The sequence below is a fragment of the Dickeya parazeae Ech586 genome (genome assembly GCF_000025065.1).
GTDB lineage: Bacteria > Pseudomonadota > Gammaproteobacteria > Enterobacterales > Enterobacteriaceae > Dickeya > Dickeya zeae.
In genome coordinates this window covers 3,931,628-3,947,548 of record NC_013592.1, presented here as the reverse complement: position 1 = coordinate 3,947,548, position 15,921 = coordinate 3,931,628, and the positions used below count along the sequence as shown (strand labels likewise).

The window sequence follows — 15,921 nt, the reverse complement described above, 5'->3', positions numbered from 1 at the left end:
AATGAAACTACTACTTGTCGGCGCAACCGGGTTGGTCGGCCATCAGGTGCTATTAAAGGCTCTGGCAGAGTCGCGTATTACGCAGGTGACGGCACCGGTACGGCGTGAATTACCCGCTCACGACAAACTGCTGGTACCGCAGGTGAGTTTTGAACACTTGCCGCCAGATGCCGACTGGTGGCAGGCCGATGCCGTGATCTGCACGCTGGGCTCCACCATTAAAACGGCAGGGAGCCAGGCGGCGTTCTACCGGGTCGATCATGACTACCCACTGGCGGTTGCACGTCTGGCTAAGCACCATGGCACGCCAACCTACGTGCTGAATTCAGCCAGAGGGGCGAGCGTTACGTCGCGGTTTTTCTACGACCGGGTGAAAGGTGACGTGGAACGCGATCTTGCTGGAGTGGGGTTTTCTTCGCTGACGCTGGTGCGCCCAGGATTGATTGGCGGCGAGCGACACGATCGGCGTGCTGGTGAATGGGCGGCACAACAGGTATTGCGTGTATTGCATCCGGTGCTACCACGGGCTTTGCGTATTAACCCTGCGGAAAACATTGCGGACGCGTTGCTGGCGGCGGCGTTGAATCCGGTTGGCGGTGTGCAGGTGATTGGCTCTGAGCATCTGGTGTAAAGTGATGGTCACTCTGTATAACGGAATAACGCAGGAGCCACTATGAATAGCGAAATTTCACCGGTTGAGCTGGCAAAAGCCTATCGACTGGTTAACCACGGGCCGACGGTGTTGGTGTCGGCCTGCCATAACGGGGTAGAGGATGTGATGGCGGCGGCCTGGTGCTGTGGGCTGGATTTTGTACCACCTAAACTGACCGTAGTGCTGGATAAGGCGACCAAAACACGTGAACTGCTGGAAAACAGCGGCTATTTCGCTGTTCAGGTACCCACCGTAGCTCAACTGCAATTAACCAATCAGGTCGGGAATATCAGCCTGCGTGATAACCCGGACAAGCTGGCGCACTGCCAGGTGGAACTGTTTCGCACCAGTGAGTCGGATGTGCCGCTGGTGGCCGGTTGCGCGGCCTGGCTACTGTGTAAGCTGATCCCTGAAGCTCACAACCAGCAAACCTACGATCTGTTTATCGGGGAGGTCATCGCTGCCTGGGCGGATTCACGAGTCTTTAGTGACGGTCACTGGCATTTTGAGAAGGCCGACCCGGCGTGGCGTAGCCTGCATCACGTGGCGGGTGGGCATTATTACGCCATCGGCGATGCGCTGTGTGCGGGGGAATAACGATATAAACGAACGCCCTGCAAGGGCAGGGCGTTGTAAGGGGATAATACCGGAACCCGTGTTGGCCCCGGCATTGATGATGCCAATCAGAACGGTTAGGTTTACCTGATGCATCACTACTGAATTTGTTTGTAATACTAAAAGGCTATATAAAGGGATGTGGGTGTCGCGACACCCAATAAAACACATAAAGTGTAATATTTTTTGTAAAATTTCTCATAACATTCCCTGTTAAACATTACATTGTTGTCAGCTGCTATTGAGTAGATGGAGCAGCCAAAAAACCAAGTTTGCATGGGGCAATTCTGTTTTCGTTAGATTGCCCGTTGCTTCTCAATCTCGGCCAGTAAGTGCTGGACTAACCCTGCAGCAAAACGCTGACGACCAACAAGCTCATCTTCGTCTTCGTTGTCTTTGCCGTGGAAGCGTGCGTAGGCAACAGGCCCCACCTTCTCATAGCCTTCACCATGCTCGTCGTCCCCAAAGCGCCTGCTGAGCGCCACTAGCCCGTCCTGCAAGGCTTCTGGGTGCTGCCCTGAACGAATACGCTGAACGAATAGAGCTGCGACTTCCTGTACCGAGCCTGAGTATCTGATCACGTGGATTAGGTCAGCAGCATCCTTCCGCTCCTGACGTTGATCCAGAGCCAGTGCTTTCAAAACGACAAATGCTGGCACGTCTGCAAATCGCACGATATCTACTGATAAGCCATCACCATCCAGAAGTTGGGCAGATATTTCCTTCTGCTGATACCAATCGTGAACAATTCGAGCATGCTTGATTGTGAGTGCTGATACTTTTTCCCCATCGACACTGATGGTCCGGCCTGGTTCCTCATCACCGGCATCCCGGAGAAGCTCAACGACTACCTCGATGTGGTCATTGACCTTGCGGCGCCAGCGCCAAGATGCAGACTTTCCCTCTTCGGACCATCGGGTGAAGCCCCGTGCTTTTAACTGCTGCGCAAGGCTAGCATATTCATTGCCAGCTGCCAGTACTTCCAGGTTTAACACAATGTCCACGTCAGAAGTCCCTGCATGCATAGGAACATCAGGCGGAGTCGCTGGCGTGAGATAACGAGGAACCAAGCCACCGACAAGTCTCAGGGTGTCCTTAAGATTCCCAAAGGCGCTCAGTAGTGTGAGCAATGTCCTCTCACACGCCGAAGTAACATCTTGATCGTATCCAGCCGCTGTACGAGGCTTCAGTCCTGTTGCCATAATGACTCCAATCGTTCTCTAATATGTTCCGCCAGTTCTTTGTTGCGGCCTCGACCATCCAATAAGTCTAAGTAAAGAATGTAAGGACTTGCGAAAAAGATAGGGTGGTCCGAGTGCATATCTCGGTAAAGCAAGCTCGCAGGTTCGCGTTCGATGAGAGTAACGTTCGCCCCTTTGCTCACTGGCTTCAGGCCTAACACATCAGCCATCCTCTCTGCGTAGCCCTTGGGGACAATGATTTCTGCCCCCTCAGTACTGGTCAGCAATGGGGCGTAAACATTAGCCGCAGCAGCACCTGTGAACGCCCACGGATAATCCACCTTCTGACGATCTATACGTTCCGCTAGGTGGGACAGCATATCCTTGGGATTTTCGACAAAGGTGTACCACTTTGACTTCTTTTCTTTACGCTCCTGCCACTGCTCAGACCAAGCGTCCAAAAGCTTACCAGGGCGAGTGAGCATTCTGCGCTTGCTCGGTCCTCCACCAGTAGACTCCACCCACTCACGCAACGTCAGTTCCTGCAACACGAGAGAGCAGGTGTATGGAGAAGTTTCGGCTTGTTCGGCCAGCTCTGTACCAGTTAACCACCCATGACTATTCATCAAAAGCGCGTGTATTACACTTTCACGAGCCTCAGTGAAAAGATCAATGCCCTGAGTGTTCTTTTTGGTACGGTGAGAAGGCTTTTCGATGTTGATGAGCCAGCCGTCATGCTTTAGGTAAAGGCTGCCTCCCAGCTCGAATGAGGCGATATTCTGTTCTCTAAGCTCCTGCTTAGCCCCGGGGCTCAATACGCCTGCAGCGAGCAGTCCAATAATAGCTTCGTGACGATGACGAGTTTCGTCAATGCCCCTGTGGAGCTGGTACACAGCATTCCTCAAGTCTCTTGGATAGACCTCCCTTTTGACTTCGACGAATACCTGCAGGGTTTTACCCGGAGCTTTGATCACGATCATGCCATCAAGCTCAACCCCAACCCCACGAAGCTCGTGTGAAGCATCGAGCACAGAGGCTTCGGAGCCGAATGCTTCAGCAAGAGCCTCCACCAGTGCATCCAGCATCTGCCTTTCGAATTCAAACCCTAAACTATGTGAGTAATGTCCCATAACATTAGCCTCCAATTCATTATTAGCTGCGCAGCAAAAAAAGCAATTTTAGCTAATATTAGGTGTTATTGTATCATTAGCTGCGCAGCTAACAAGCCAATTTAGGCTAACCTTTGTATTTCCTACCTTGTATTGACTAGCACGCCTGTATGGATGAGGTGTACGGCTCCTTCCTCCCTTGACTGTGATCCAGGACCTTCAGGATCACAAATACTGGGTGTATGGAGATAATATTCACCTGACACCAGCTAAATAGCTTCGCCAAATAGTAGATCACTTGGGGGGAACTCAGCCCGGATTGTGCGATCTGATCAATCGCCAAACATCACAAATCACCAACCGGACTGAGCGATGCCGATCATAGCAGCAATCCCTGATGAAGAACGACAACTGATGTGCAAAGAAGCCCAACAAACACGCGATAAAAATTATGCCAGACGACTCATTGCCATGCTGATGTTGCATCGGGGAATGACCGTCACCGAGGTCGCCAGATTGCTCTGTGCTGCGCGTTCATCCGTCGGAAGATGGATAAACTGGTTTACTTTACAGGGTGTTGATGGACTCAAGAGCCTCAGGCCCGGTCGTGCGCCTTGCTGGCCGGTCGCCGATATCCAGCGAGTGCTTCCCTTGCTGGTTCAACGGTCGCCGAAGGATTTCGGCTGGCTGCGCTCCCGTTGGAGTACGGAGTTACTGACCCGTATCGTCAACCGGCTTTTTGACGTGGCACTTCACCGTTCCACCCTGCACCGATACCTCAAACAGGCCGGTATGGTCTGGCGCAGAGCCGCACCGACGCTGAAAATCAGGGACCCATATTATGATGAAAAGCGGCTTGCCATCGAGCGGGCGCTGGCTCAGGGCTCAGTGGCTAATCCTGTGTTTTATCAGGATGAAGTCGATATCGACCTGAACCCGAAAATTGGTGCCGACTGGATGCCCAAAGGGCAGCAGAAGCGTATCGCCACGCCGGGACAGAACCAGGAACATTATCTGGCCGGCGCTCTGCATTCGGGGACGGGCCGAGTCTCACGTTAGTGGCAACAGCAAGAGTTATGATTTATTTATCAAACTGTTAGAGGCATTACGACGCATATACCGGCGGGCGAAAACCATTACGTTGGTGGTTGATAACTACATCATCCATAAAAGCCACAAAGTGGAGCGCTGGCTGGCGGAGAACAGCAAGTTCCGGCTGCTGTTTCTGCCGACCTATTCGCCGTGGCTGAATCCGATAGAGCGGCTGTGGCTATCGTTACACGAGACAATAACGCGAAACCATCAGTGCCAGTACCTGTGGCAGTTACTGAAACAGGTAACGCAATTTATGCGTACCGCTTCACCATTTCCCGGCAACCAACCTGGCTTGGCTAAAGTGGAGCAATAATATGAGAAGCTATTTAGAACCCAATACCTGACTCATAGCCTGATGAATCAGTTCGTTCAGATCTGACGGAGAGAGTGCTCTTACTGTTTCTGCTGCACCTGCTGCACCTGCTGCACCTGCTGCACTAGCGCGGCTTGATGCCCGCTCAACAGATTGCAACATTGCTTGACGATGAGCTTCGGAAATTCTTTGTAATTCAAATGAACGTGACATAGGCAGTATCCTCATCCTTTTCCTGACTTATGTGGTAACTGGGTTCATCCTTGAACCTGTACATCATACCGGAACCTGTGTTGCCCCGGCATTGATGATGCTTATCAGAACGGAATGTCGTCGTCAAAATCCATCGGCGGTTCGTTGCCCGGCATTGGGGCGCTTTGCTGAGGACGTGACTGGCCGCCACCGCTGAACTGGTTGGCTTGCTGCGGCTGTTGCGGTTGACCCCAACCACCTTGTGGTGCGTTACCACCACCCGTATTGCCACCCATGTTGCCACCAGCAGGTGCGCCGCCGCCGGTACGGCCGCCCAGCATTTGCATGCTGCCGGAGATATCGACCACCACTTCAGTGGTGTAGCGATCCTGGCCGCCCTGATCCTGCCATTTACGGGTACGCAACTGACCTTCGATATACACCTGAGAGCCTTTGCGCAGGTACTCACCGGCGATTTCCGCCAGCTTGCCGTAGAGTGCGACGCGGTGCCACTCAGTACGCTCTTTCTGCTCGCCGGTCTGCTTGTCGCGCCAGCTGTCCGACGTGGCCAGAGTCAGGTTAGCGACTGCGCCGCCATTCGGCATGTAACGGACTTCCGGGTCCTGACCCAGATTCCCGATAAGAATCACTTTGTTAACGCCTCTGCTGGCCATGTTGGTGTCTCCTGAACAATCACTTCTTTAAATTTTAAACGAAAAACTATATCACGCCATTGAGTCAGATAATACCCGCGAGGCGAACCGCATTCTTTTTTCCGCCGTTGCAGAAATTGCCATCATATACTGGATATTCATTCAGTTTTGTTTGTGCCATAATCGGCCGTTTCTACTGGTTTCCTTTCTTAGATAAAGGATAAAAAACAGCGTCTACTGCGGGAAAAGTGTGCATGGATAAGATCGAGATTCGTGGTGCCCGTACTCATAACCTGAAGAACATCAACCTGATTATTCCGCGTGATAAGCTTATCGTCGTGACGGGGTTATCCGGTTCGGGCAAATCCTCGCTGGCGTTCGATACGCTGTATGCCGAAGGGCAACGTCGTTATGTGGAGTCGCTATCGGCTTACGCGCGCCAGTTCCTGTCATTGATGGAAAAGCCGGATGTGGACCACATCGAAGGGTTGTCACCCGCCATTTCCATCGAGCAGAAATCTACGTCCCATAACCCGCGTTCTACCGTCGGCACCATCACTGAAATCCACGATTATCTGCGTTTGTTGTTCGCCCGCGTCGGTGAGCCGCGCTGTCCGGAACACGATATTCCGCTGGATGCCCAGACCGTCAGCCAGATGGTGGACAACGCCTTGTCCCAGCCGGAAGGCAAGCGGCTGATGCTGCTGGCCCCCATCGTGAAAGAGCGTAAAGGCGAACACACCAAGACGCTGGAGAACCTGGCGACGCAGGGCTATATCCGCGCGCGTATCGACGGTGAAGTGTGCGACCTGTCAGACCCGCCGAAACTGGAACTCCAGAAAAAGCACACCATTGAAGTGGTGGTAGACCGCTTTAAAGTGCGCAGCGATTTGGCGCAACGTCTGGCGGAGTCGTTCGAAACCGCGCTGGAGTTGTCCGGCGGCACCGCTGTGGTAGCGGATATGGATGACCCGAACGCGCCAGAGCTGTTATTTTCCGCCAACTTTGCCTGCCCGGTGTGTGGCTACAGCATGCATGAGCTGGAACCGCGGCTGTTTTCATTCAATAACCCAGCGGGTGCCTGCCCGACGTGCGACGGGCTGGGCGTACAGCAGTTTTTCGACCCGGCACGCGTGGTGCAAAACGGCGAACTGTCGCTGGCAGGCGGCGCGATCCGCGGCTGGGATCGCCGTAATTTCTACTATTTCCAGATGCTACGTTCACTGGCGGAGCACTATGAGTTCGATGTGGAAGCGCCGTTCGATAGCCTGAGTCCGGCGATTCAGAAGGTGATTCTGTACGGTTCCGGCAAAGAGAATATCGAGTTCAAATATATCAACGATCGCGGCGACACCTCGGTACGTCGTCATCCGTTCGAAGGGGTGCTCAACAATATGGAGCGCCGCTACAAAGAGACGGAATCGACCGCCGTGCGTGAGGAACTGGCGAAATTCATCAGTAACCGGCCGTGCGCCAGCTGTAACGGCACCCGGTTGCGTGAAGAAGCGCGTCACGTTTATGTCGAGCAGACGACGTTGCCACAGATTGCTGACATGAGCATCGGCCATGCGATGGAGTTTTTCCATAACATCAAGCTGAGTGGTCAACGGGCGAAAATCGCCGAAAAAGTACTGAAAGAGATTGGCGATCGGCTGCGTTTTCTGGTCAACGTCGGGTTGAATTACCTGTCGCTGTCGCGCTCGGCGGAAACCTTGTCGGGCGGCGAAGCGCAGCGTATTCGTCTGGCGAGCCAAATCGGTGCCGGTCTGGTCGGCGTGATGTACGTGCTGGACGAACCCTCTATCGGCCTGCATCAGCGTGATAACGAGCGCCTGCTGGAAACGTTGATCCACCTGCGTAACCTCGGTAACACAGTGATCGTGGTGGAACACGATGAAGACGCCATCCGTGCCGCTGACCACATTATTGATATTGGCCCCGGTGCTGGCGTACACGGCGGTCAGGTGATTGCCGAAGGCACGGCCACGCAGATTATGGCGGTGCCGGAATCACTGACCGGCCAGTACTTGAGTGGGGCACGCAAAATCGAGATCCCGGCGCAGCGCGTGCAGGCCGACCCGTCTAAAGTACTGAAACTGATTGGCGCGCGTGGCAACAACCTCAAAGACGTGACCCTGACGCTGCCAGTTGGGCTGTTCACCTGTATTACCGGGGTGTCCGGTTCCGGTAAATCGACGCTGATCAACGATACGCTGTTCCCGATTGCCCAGCGCCAGCTTAACGGTGGTGAACTGAACGAACCGGCACCGTACCGCGAGATCCAGGGGCTGGAACAATTCGATAAGGTGATCGACATCGATCAAAGCCCGATCGGTCGTACCCCTCGCTCGAACCCGGCCACCTACACCGGCGTGTTTACGCCGATCCGCGAATTATTCGCCGGTGTACCGGAAGCGCGCAGCCGCGGCTATAACCCCGGTCGGTTTAGTTTTAACGTGCGTGGCGGGCGTTGCGAAGCCTGTCAGGGCGACGGTGTTATCAAGGTGGAAATGCACTTCCTGCCGGATATTTATGTGCCCTGTGACCAGTGCAAAGGCAAACGCTATAACCGCGAAACGCTGGAGATTAAATACAAGGGCAAGAGCATCCATGAAGTGCTGGAGATGACCATCGAAGACGCCCGCGAGTTCTTTGATGCCATTCCGGCGCTGGCGCGTAAGCTGCAAACCCTGATCGATGTCGGTTTGTCTTACATCCGTTTGGGGCAGTCGGCCACCACCTTGTCCGGCGGTGAAGCGCAGCGCGTGAAGCTGGCGCGTGAGCTGTCGAAGCGTGGCACCGGGCAGACGTTGTATATTCTGGATGAGCCGACGACCGGCCTGCATTTTGCTGATATTCAGCAGTTGCTGGCGGTTTTGCACCAGTTGCGCGATCAGGGCAACACCATTGTGGTGATCGAGCACAATCTGGATGTGATCAAAACCGCTGACTGGATAGTCGATCTGGGCCCGGAAGGGGGCAGCGGCGGCGGCGAGATTCTGGTGTCCGGCACGCCGGAAACGGTAGCCCAGTGCGAGCAATCCCACACCGCCCGGTTCCTGAAACCGATTCTGGATCGGGGTTAGTCAGTTTAGGTTATTGATAAACCTTCCTATTTGACGGAAGTGGTTTTTCCAGCGTCAAAAACTGTGCTGAGGCTAGCGGATTCGCCGGGTGAGCCGTATGGACGCGGCGAAAGCCCGTGCCGTGCTGGGAGCACGTCACGGGCGGCCCGAACAGCGAAGACGCTTGCCGAAGGCACCGCGCCAGCGGCACAGTTTAGCTATCAAGCCAGTGGTCAAGGAGAGGCGGCGTTGAGCCTCTCCTTGTCGTGCGTGCGATGACGTTGCAAAAGAATCACCACTTTTACTACGCACGAAACTTTTTACCGTTCTGGCATAAATTCGCCTATAAAAAACAATAGCCTGTTTGTTTACAGCCTCATCGCGGCGTGCCGCGCTTTTTTATGGCATCCTCTGGCGATGGTTACCACCACAGGAGAGATGAAATGTGGAAACAATACGATATTCGGCTTAAACCCCGGTCCCGTGGTTTTCATTTGATCACCGATGAAGTGCTGGGGCAGGTGACGGATTTGCGTCAGGTTAAGGTCGGGTTGCTGCATGTGTTTATCTGCCACACGTCCGCGTCGCTGACGGTCAATGAAAATGCTGATCCCACGGTTCGCCAGGACTTCGAGAACTTCTTTAACCAGTTGGTGCCGGAAGACGAACCCTATTACCGCCATACCTATGAAGGCAGCGACGACATGCCAGCGCACCTGAAGAGCAGCCTGTTGGGCAGCAGCCTGATGCTACCGGTACGCAACGGTCGGTTGCATGTCGGCACCTGGCAGGGGATTTACCTGTGTGAACACCGTAACCACGGCGGCAGTCGCTCGCTGGTGGTAACCTTGCAGGGTGAATAACCGGCGTCAATCCAGTACCGGTATCGTACCGGTTGAGTACTGACGGCAACTCGGGGTGCCGCTTAGTGTTGTGCCAGTGAAATGTCGTCAGAGAGGTATTCCACCACCACCTGATTACGCCCGCCGTTTTTCGCTTTGTACAGCGCGTTATCTGCCGTTTTAATGGCGATATCCAGCGCGGATTTTTGCGGGTTAAAGGTGGTCACGCCGATGGAAATGGTGACCTGATGGTGCTGTGAACCCGGAACGTAGACTGTGTTGGCGACGTTATTACGCAGCCGTTCGGCTATCACCGTCGCGACATGGATATCGGCACCGGGCAGCAAAATAAGAAACTCTTCGCCGCCAATTCGGCAGACCAGATCGGTTTTGCGAAAGTTTTTACGGATTTGCTGGCTCAGTTTGCGAATGACCATATCGCCCACATCATGCCCAAAGGAATCGTTGATCGATTTGAAATGGTCGATATCGATGGCGATGACCGAGACTTTCTTATATTCACCCCGGATCTCTTCCATGCTTTCCAACATGCCCCGCCGGTTCAACATGCCGGAAAGCGGGTCGGTGTGCGCTTCTGAGCTAAGGCGACCGATACGTTTGTGCAACAGGACGGTCCCCATGAGCAGTACCCGCTTGAGCTGTTCTATCTCCTGATACCAGGCTTTGACCGCCCGGATTTTGCCAATCACGCCAGGCTGTTCCATGCTGCTGGCTGATTTGGCCAACTGACGTAGCGGCTTGGCGATGTAATAGACCAGAATGCTGAGTATCATTAGGGTGGCGATCCCCAGCGGCGTGCCTTGTTTCAGTACATCCAACATGACATTGTTCAGCGCTTCTTCGATGGAGTGAAACGATTGCTGGGTAATAATAATCCAGCCTGATTTTTGCGTGCGGATAAATGAAGCCGGTGAGGGGATCCCCTGTTCATCCGGCATCATAAAACTGCCTTTATCCTGATTGCTAATTACCGAGAAGAGGGTGGGGTCGGTAAATTTGGTACCGACTTGCGCGATATCGTGGTGGTAAATGATGGTACCTTCTTTATCAATGACATAAGTATTAAAACTGTCATTGCTGAACTGTGTATTCATGAATTCGTTCAGAACACGTCGGTTATTAAGATAAAGTGAACCACCGACATAACCGAGGTAATTTCCTGCATCATCAAGAATAGGTTGGGAAATAAAAATAATATAATTCCCACTCAGGGAGGTATAAGGCGAACTGATAAAGAAGCGCTTCCCTTTATTCGCAGCAATATGCTGGCGGGAATGTAATGTGAGGCCGGTCAAATTAAGTGACGTAGGTGATGACGCGATGATTTGCCCATTTTCCGTTACCACCAGCATGGAGTTAAACACATGACTTAACCGGTGAATGCGTTGCAATTCGGTTTGCAGCGTGTGTAAATTCCCCGACTGGATATGTGTGACGAGCAATCTGGCACCATATGACAATTGTTCTTCTGATATAGAGAAAAAATTATCCACGGTGGTGGATAATTTGGATGAATAACTTGAGTTGACTTTATTGGCTTGTTCAATAAGCAGTTTTTTTTGAACATGATAAAAAGTGAAGTAGCTGTTCAAAAGTGTAATAAACATACTGGCAAGAGAAATGAACAGGATTAAATGCAGAAGATTTATTCGTAGTAGGTTTTTTACTCGCATTTAGTTATCGTTACCGGGGTTATTACCATTTCTGGTTGCACAAAATGTGCAATTCATTTATTTTTCCGTTAAGTAAGGACACACAGCCAGCCTTAATAATTAAGTAGTAGTCAAGGATTAAAATAGTGTCAACCTGTGTGATGGGAAATTTTTTGGCGTAAATCAAAAATAAAAAAGAAACTGTGTTTTAATTAAAGTTATGGAATATAAAGAATAATATATTGTATTGAAATGAGTATCATAACCCCAGTCTGCTAATTGCTTAACTCGCTATTAATTTTCATCTTTAGTATCAGTCAGATTTACATTGACCACCAGCATGCCACACTGGCAGTGTTGGCTGTATCTGTATAATACTTCACAGTTGTTGATGTATCTGGTCAGGGTTAGGCACTCGGTTACGTTTACCGATAAAGACGTGTCTTCCCTTCTTTTTCTTACCTGATGTCTGTCGTTACGCACACTTCCTCTTCCTTGCTCCCTCACAACGTTAACCTTAACAACTGTGTGACTTTTTTGTTGCTATTTCCGATCAATAAATAAAATTCAATAGCTAATACCTATTTATAGTTGTTGTTTGAATGTTTTTATCGATCAAATCGTAAAGGTTGATAGAATGAAAAACCGATAGCGGGTCAGGGAGCAGACCAGAGTATGCTGAATGGCGACAGGTAATGATGATATCGAGTCCGGGTTCTTGGAATACTTTTAAATCTCTTTTTTTAATGTTTGTGTTTTACACACTGTGGAAAAGAAATGCTTTTTATCGCCGGAAAAAGGGGATGAGAAATATTTCATCGTGATGACTGGCTGAGATATTCGCCTGGTTGTTGCTTTTCTCTTATCACGATTAATGACAGTAACGGATGAGATACCTGTTTTAGCCGCAGTTCTGTGTTTGCCTCTGAAAAAGTCATGTTTATGAGATTGTGTTCTTAATAAAGGAATGAGGAGCGGAATATGCGTTTATCTGATTGGCGAATCGGGTATCGGCTCGGAGCCGGTTTTGCCGTCCTGGCGGTCATGCTGGTTTTTGTCGGCATGTTATCGATGGCGAAGCTGTCAACGTTTCATGATGATGCACGTAACATTGTACAAGAGATTTATCCCCAAACCGTTGATGCCAATGCCCTGATCGAAAATGTGAATGAAGGGGTGCGAATTTTCCAGCAATTACTGCTGGTCTCGGGTGATGATCGTATCAAAGCGGTATCCGATCAGATTGCCCCGGTATCAAAGGAAATTACCCGATTGATGGATGCGTTGGAAAGAGAAGCCAATGAATCCAATAACGCGAAAATTCAGCAACTGATTGGCGATATCCGGCGTATCCGGGCACAGTTTCTGGAGTCAGGACAAAAAATGGTTGCGCTGGTGAAAGCCAATAACCGTGAAGAAGCACTGGATGAATTTAATCAGCACCTGAATCCGGCACAGCGGGAATACCGTAATGCGGTACGCCAACTGGTGGATTATCAGGACAACGCCATGATGAGTACCGTGGATGCCATGTCTGCCTCGTATCACGATATCCGGCTGGTGTTGCTGACGATTCTGGGGGCCGGTGTGCTGCTGAGCATCTGGGTGGCGATGGCAATAACTCGCAGCGTGACCCAGCCCATTCAGCAGGCACTGCTGATGGCGGACCGCGTCTCGCAAGGCGACCTCACCGCACAGATTTCCACCACCCGTAAAGACGAAGCCGGGCTACTGTTGCAGGCGCTGGATCACATGAATGCCAGCCTGCGCCAGATTGTCGGCCAGGTGCGTGATGGCGCGGAGGCTATCTCCACCGCCGCGTCGCAAATCGCCGCCGGTAATCAGGACCTCTCTTCTCGCACCGAAGAGCAGGCCAGTTCGCTGGAACAAACGGCGGCCTCGGTGGAAGAGCTGGTCTCCACCATCAAAAACACCGCCGATAACACACAACAGGCCACCTCGATAGCCAATCTGGCATCCTCCGCCGCGCATCGCAGCGGCGAAGTGATGTTGTCTGTCACCCATAAAATGCGCGGGATTCGCGAATCTTCGATGCGCATGGCGGAGATCATCGGCGTTATCGACGGTATTGCCTTTCAGACCAACATTCTGGCGTTGAACGCGGCGGTGGAAGCCGCGCGTGCTGGCGAACAAGGGCGTGGGTTTGCCGTGGTCGCGGGCGAGGTGCGTTCTCTGGCGCAACGCAGTGCCACCGCCGCCAAAGAGATCAAAGAGCTGATCGATGATTCGGTCGACAAAGTGCAGGAAGGGATGGATCTGGTGGATAACGCCGAATCCACCCTGACTGACCTGACCAGCCACGTCAATGATGTGCATAGCATCATCAACGAGATCTCGCAGGCGAGCCATGAACAGAGCGACGGCATGAGCCAGATCAACATCGCCGTCGGGCAGATTGACACCACCACCCAGCAGAATGCCGCATTGGTGGAGGAGTCGGCCTCTGCCGCGCTGTCGTTGCAGTCTCAGGCTTCCTTGTTGGCGGAAGCTGTCAGCGCGTTTCGCCTGACGACGCAGGGCAACAGCGGTGCAACGTCGCCAGCCCGTCCGTCAGCGGTGTTATCTCCGGCGCTGCCGGAAAAACGGGCCGCGGCGGCAGCGGGTAGCCATAGTGATTGGACGTCGTTCTGACAGGTTGCCCTTTTCCTGGCGTTAGATAGTGAGGATTATCGGTAGAGTGAGGGTTTCGTGCGTGATTAACCGCATCACGCCGACACCGAAGGCGTGCCTGAAAGCGTGAAGGGTTTCGTGCGGGATAAACCGAGTCGCTTCTTTGCCACATCATCGCACGCACGACAAGGAGAGGTGCAAGCGCCACCTCTCCTTGACCACTGGCTTGATGGCTAAACTACGCCGCTAACGCGGTGCCTTCGGCGTTCGCCTTCGCTATTCGGACCGCCTGTGACGTGCTCCATGCACGGCACAGGCTTTCGCGGCGTCCTGCCGCTCATCCGGCGAAGTCGCCCACCTCAGCGTAGTTTTAACGCCAGTAAACCCGTCAACCACCGCTTGTACGGCAGTGAAAATCTAATTTAATCCCCTTAATCGCCAGAACTGTTTTCTAAGCTGCCTACTCGGCAGTGAACGCGATGCGTGATGCCTGCCCGTCTATCTATGCTTTCTAAGCTGCCTACGCGGCAGTGAACCCGGCTGTCGGGAAAGACCAGTCTGACATCTGTTTCTAAGCTGCCTACGCGGCAGTGAACCTGCGAGTTTGATCAGGACCAGTTTTCGTAGCTTTCTAAGCTGCCTACTCGGCAGTGAACGACAATTCTTATTAGTCAGAACTCGCTATTAATTTCTAAGCTGCCTACTCGGCAGTGAACATCGGGTCTGTTTATCTGGCTGAGGTTATAGCTTTCTAAGCTGCCTACTCGGCAGTGAACAGCCTGCATTGCCCGGTCATACCGTGCGCGCCTTTCTAAGCTGCCTACTCGGCAGTGAACTGATCTCTGGCCGGAAAAACGTAGCGGTGAACTTTCTAAGCTGCCTACTCGGCAGTGAACCGAACGCGTGCGCGGCATGTCGCTGGGTCAACTTTCTAAGCTGCCTACTCGGCAGTGAACAAAACATCTGAGAATCGAAGTCGCGCGCCAATTTTCTAAGCTGCCTACTCGGCAGTGAACAACTCGGCATTGACCATCCCGTTATGTGGATATTTCTAAGCTGCCTACTCGGCAGTGAACTTGACTCGATGAACAACATGCCGGTGTGTGTCTTTCTAAGCTGCCTACTCGGCAGTGAACCTGACCGCATGGGGTGTTCTGCCCAGCCGGGCTTTCTAAGCTGCCTACTCGGCAGTGAACTCAATAATTTCTTCGTAGCTGTAGTGATGCATTTTCTAAGCTGCCTACTCGGCAGTGAACGAGTTGCACTTTTCGGGGGTAATCTTGGCTAATTTCTAAGCTGCCTACTCGGCAGTGAACATACACCCGTTTCTACAATCGCAACAATCCAGTTTCTAAGCTGCCTACTCGGCAGTGAACAGAAGTAGACCGAGTTTCATTAACTGCCGTAATTTCTAAGCTGCCTACTCGGCAGTGAACCGATCAAGCACGCGCAGGCGGTACGCCTTATTTTTCTAAGCTGCCTACTCGGCAGTGAACTTGAAAAATCGTTCGCATACAAGTGCACGCAATTTCTAAGCTGCCTACTCGGCAGTGAACTGGTTGCGCTTAACCAGCATTTCATTGAGCTGTTTCTAAGCTGCCTACTCGGCAGTGAACCATTTTGGTCTGTGCGGCCCGGCGTAATGTTCTTTCTAAGCTGCCTACTCGGCAGTGAACACTGGCGCGCCCCGAACAAAGGCCCGCTGGCTTTTCTAAGCTGCCTACTCGGCAGTGAACATGTCGATCAGATAGCGTACTAATCCACCCCATTTCTAAGCTGCCTACTCGGCAGTGAACTCATAACTCGACGCGTCTTAACCCCGCATACTTTTCTAAGCTGCCTACTCGGCAGTGAACACGTGCAGGAATTTAAAGACGCATTTATCGCCTTTCTAAGCTGC

The 15,921-nt window shown here is 52.3% G+C and carries 12 protein-coding genes and 1 CRISPR repeat array (1 of these 13 running past the window's edge); of the genes, 7 read left to right on the top strand and 5 right to left on the bottom strand.

Annotated elements, in window-relative coordinates; translation table 11 throughout:
• Window position 1: 1 nt before the first annotated feature.
• Window positions 2–631, top strand: a complete 630-nt coding sequence (locus tag DD586_RS17195; RefSeq protein ID WP_012886089.1) for a Rossmann-fold NAD(P)-binding domain-containing protein — start codon at window positions 2–4, stop codon at window positions 629–631.
• A gap of 42 nt (window positions 632–673) precedes the next feature.
• On the top strand, window positions 674–1,249 hold the full coding sequence (locus tag DD586_RS17190) for a flavin reductase family protein (protein WP_012886088.1): 576 nt from the start codon (window positions 674–676) through the stop codon (window positions 1,247–1,249).
• A 314-nt stretch (window positions 1,250–1,563) separates the two neighbouring features.
• On the opposite strand, the gene DD586_RS22315 is transcribed toward DD586_RS17190, so the two are convergent.
• Both DD586_RS22315 and DD586_RS17180 read right to left on the bottom strand, forming a co-directional pair.
• Window positions 1,564–2,469, bottom strand: coding sequence for a hypothetical protein (locus DD586_RS22315; protein ID WP_012886087.1), 906 nt, complete (start codon window positions 2,467–2,469; stop codon window positions 1,564–1,566).
• Window positions 2,454–3,578, bottom strand: a complete 1,125-nt coding sequence (locus tag DD586_RS17180) for a type IV toxin-antitoxin system AbiEi family antitoxin (protein WP_012886086.1) — start codon at window positions 3,576–3,578, stop codon at window positions 2,454–2,456. Before DD586_RS17180 ends, DD586_RS22315 begins: the two co-directional genes overlap by 16 nt.
• Before the next feature lie 351 nt (window positions 3,579–3,929).
• Here DD586_RS17180 and DD586_RS22405 point away from each other — a divergent pair, with 351 nt between their 5' ends.
• On the top strand, window positions 3,930–4,616 hold the full coding sequence (locus DD586_RS22405) for an IS630 family transposase (RefSeq protein ID WP_264183290.1): 687 nt from the start codon (window positions 3,930–3,932) through the stop codon (window positions 4,614–4,616).
• Window positions 4,504–4,965 (top strand): IS630 family transposase, encoded by a 462-nt coding sequence (locus DD586_RS22400; protein ID WP_264183291.1) that lies wholly within the window; start codon window positions 4,504–4,506, stop codon window positions 4,963–4,965. Before DD586_RS22405 ends, DD586_RS22400 begins: the two co-directional genes overlap by 113 nt.
• 9 nt (window positions 4,966–4,974) lie before the next feature.
• Here the strand turns inward: DD586_RS22400 and DD586_RS21560 are convergent, their stop codons facing one another.
• Entirely contained in the window at window positions 4,975–5,178 is a 204-nt protein-coding gene (locus tag DD586_RS21560; protein WP_228669712.1) for a hypothetical protein, read from the bottom strand.
• A gap of 104 nt (window positions 5,179–5,282) precedes the next feature.
• Complete coding sequence (locus tag DD586_RS17170) at window positions 5,283–5,831, bottom strand: single-stranded DNA-binding protein (RefSeq protein ID WP_012886084.1); 549 nt, start codon at window positions 5,829–5,831, stop codon at window positions 5,283–5,285.
• Window positions 5,832–6,064: 233 nt separating this feature from the next.
• Between DD586_RS17170 and uvrA the strand changes: the two genes are divergently transcribed.
• Window positions 6,065–8,896, top strand: a complete 2,832-nt coding sequence (uvrA, locus tag DD586_RS17165) for an excinuclease ABC subunit UvrA (protein WP_012886083.1) — start codon at window positions 6,065–6,067, stop codon at window positions 8,894–8,896.
• Between the two features lie 422 nt (window positions 8,897–9,318).
• Window positions 9,319–9,738 carry a secondary thiamine-phosphate synthase enzyme YjbQ gene (locus DD586_RS17160; RefSeq protein ID WP_012886082.1) on the top strand — a complete coding sequence of 140 codons (420 nt, stop codon included), beginning with the start codon at window positions 9,319–9,321 and terminating at the stop codon, window positions 9,736–9,738.
• Between the two features lie 62 nt (window positions 9,739–9,800).
• Here DD586_RS17160 and DD586_RS17155 read toward each other — a convergent pair whose 3' ends face one another.
• Window positions 9,801–11,411 carry a sensor domain-containing diguanylate cyclase gene (locus tag DD586_RS17155; protein ID WP_041164602.1) on the bottom strand — a complete coding sequence of 537 codons (1,611 nt, stop codon included), beginning with the start codon at window positions 11,409–11,411 and terminating at the stop codon, window positions 9,801–9,803.
• A gap of 960 nt (window positions 11,412–12,371) precedes the next feature.
• Between DD586_RS17155 and DD586_RS17150 the strand changes: the two genes are divergently transcribed.
• A complete protein-coding gene (locus tag DD586_RS17150) occupies window positions 12,372–14,042 on the top strand; it encodes a methyl-accepting chemotaxis protein (protein WP_012886080.1) in 1,671 nt (556 codons plus the stop codon).
• A gap of 427 nt (window positions 14,043–14,469) precedes the next feature.
• Window positions 14,470–15,921: a CRISPR direct-repeat array (repeat unit 28 nt; unit sequence TTTCTAAGCTGCCTACTCGGCAGTGAAC) (it continues 316 nt past the right edge of the window).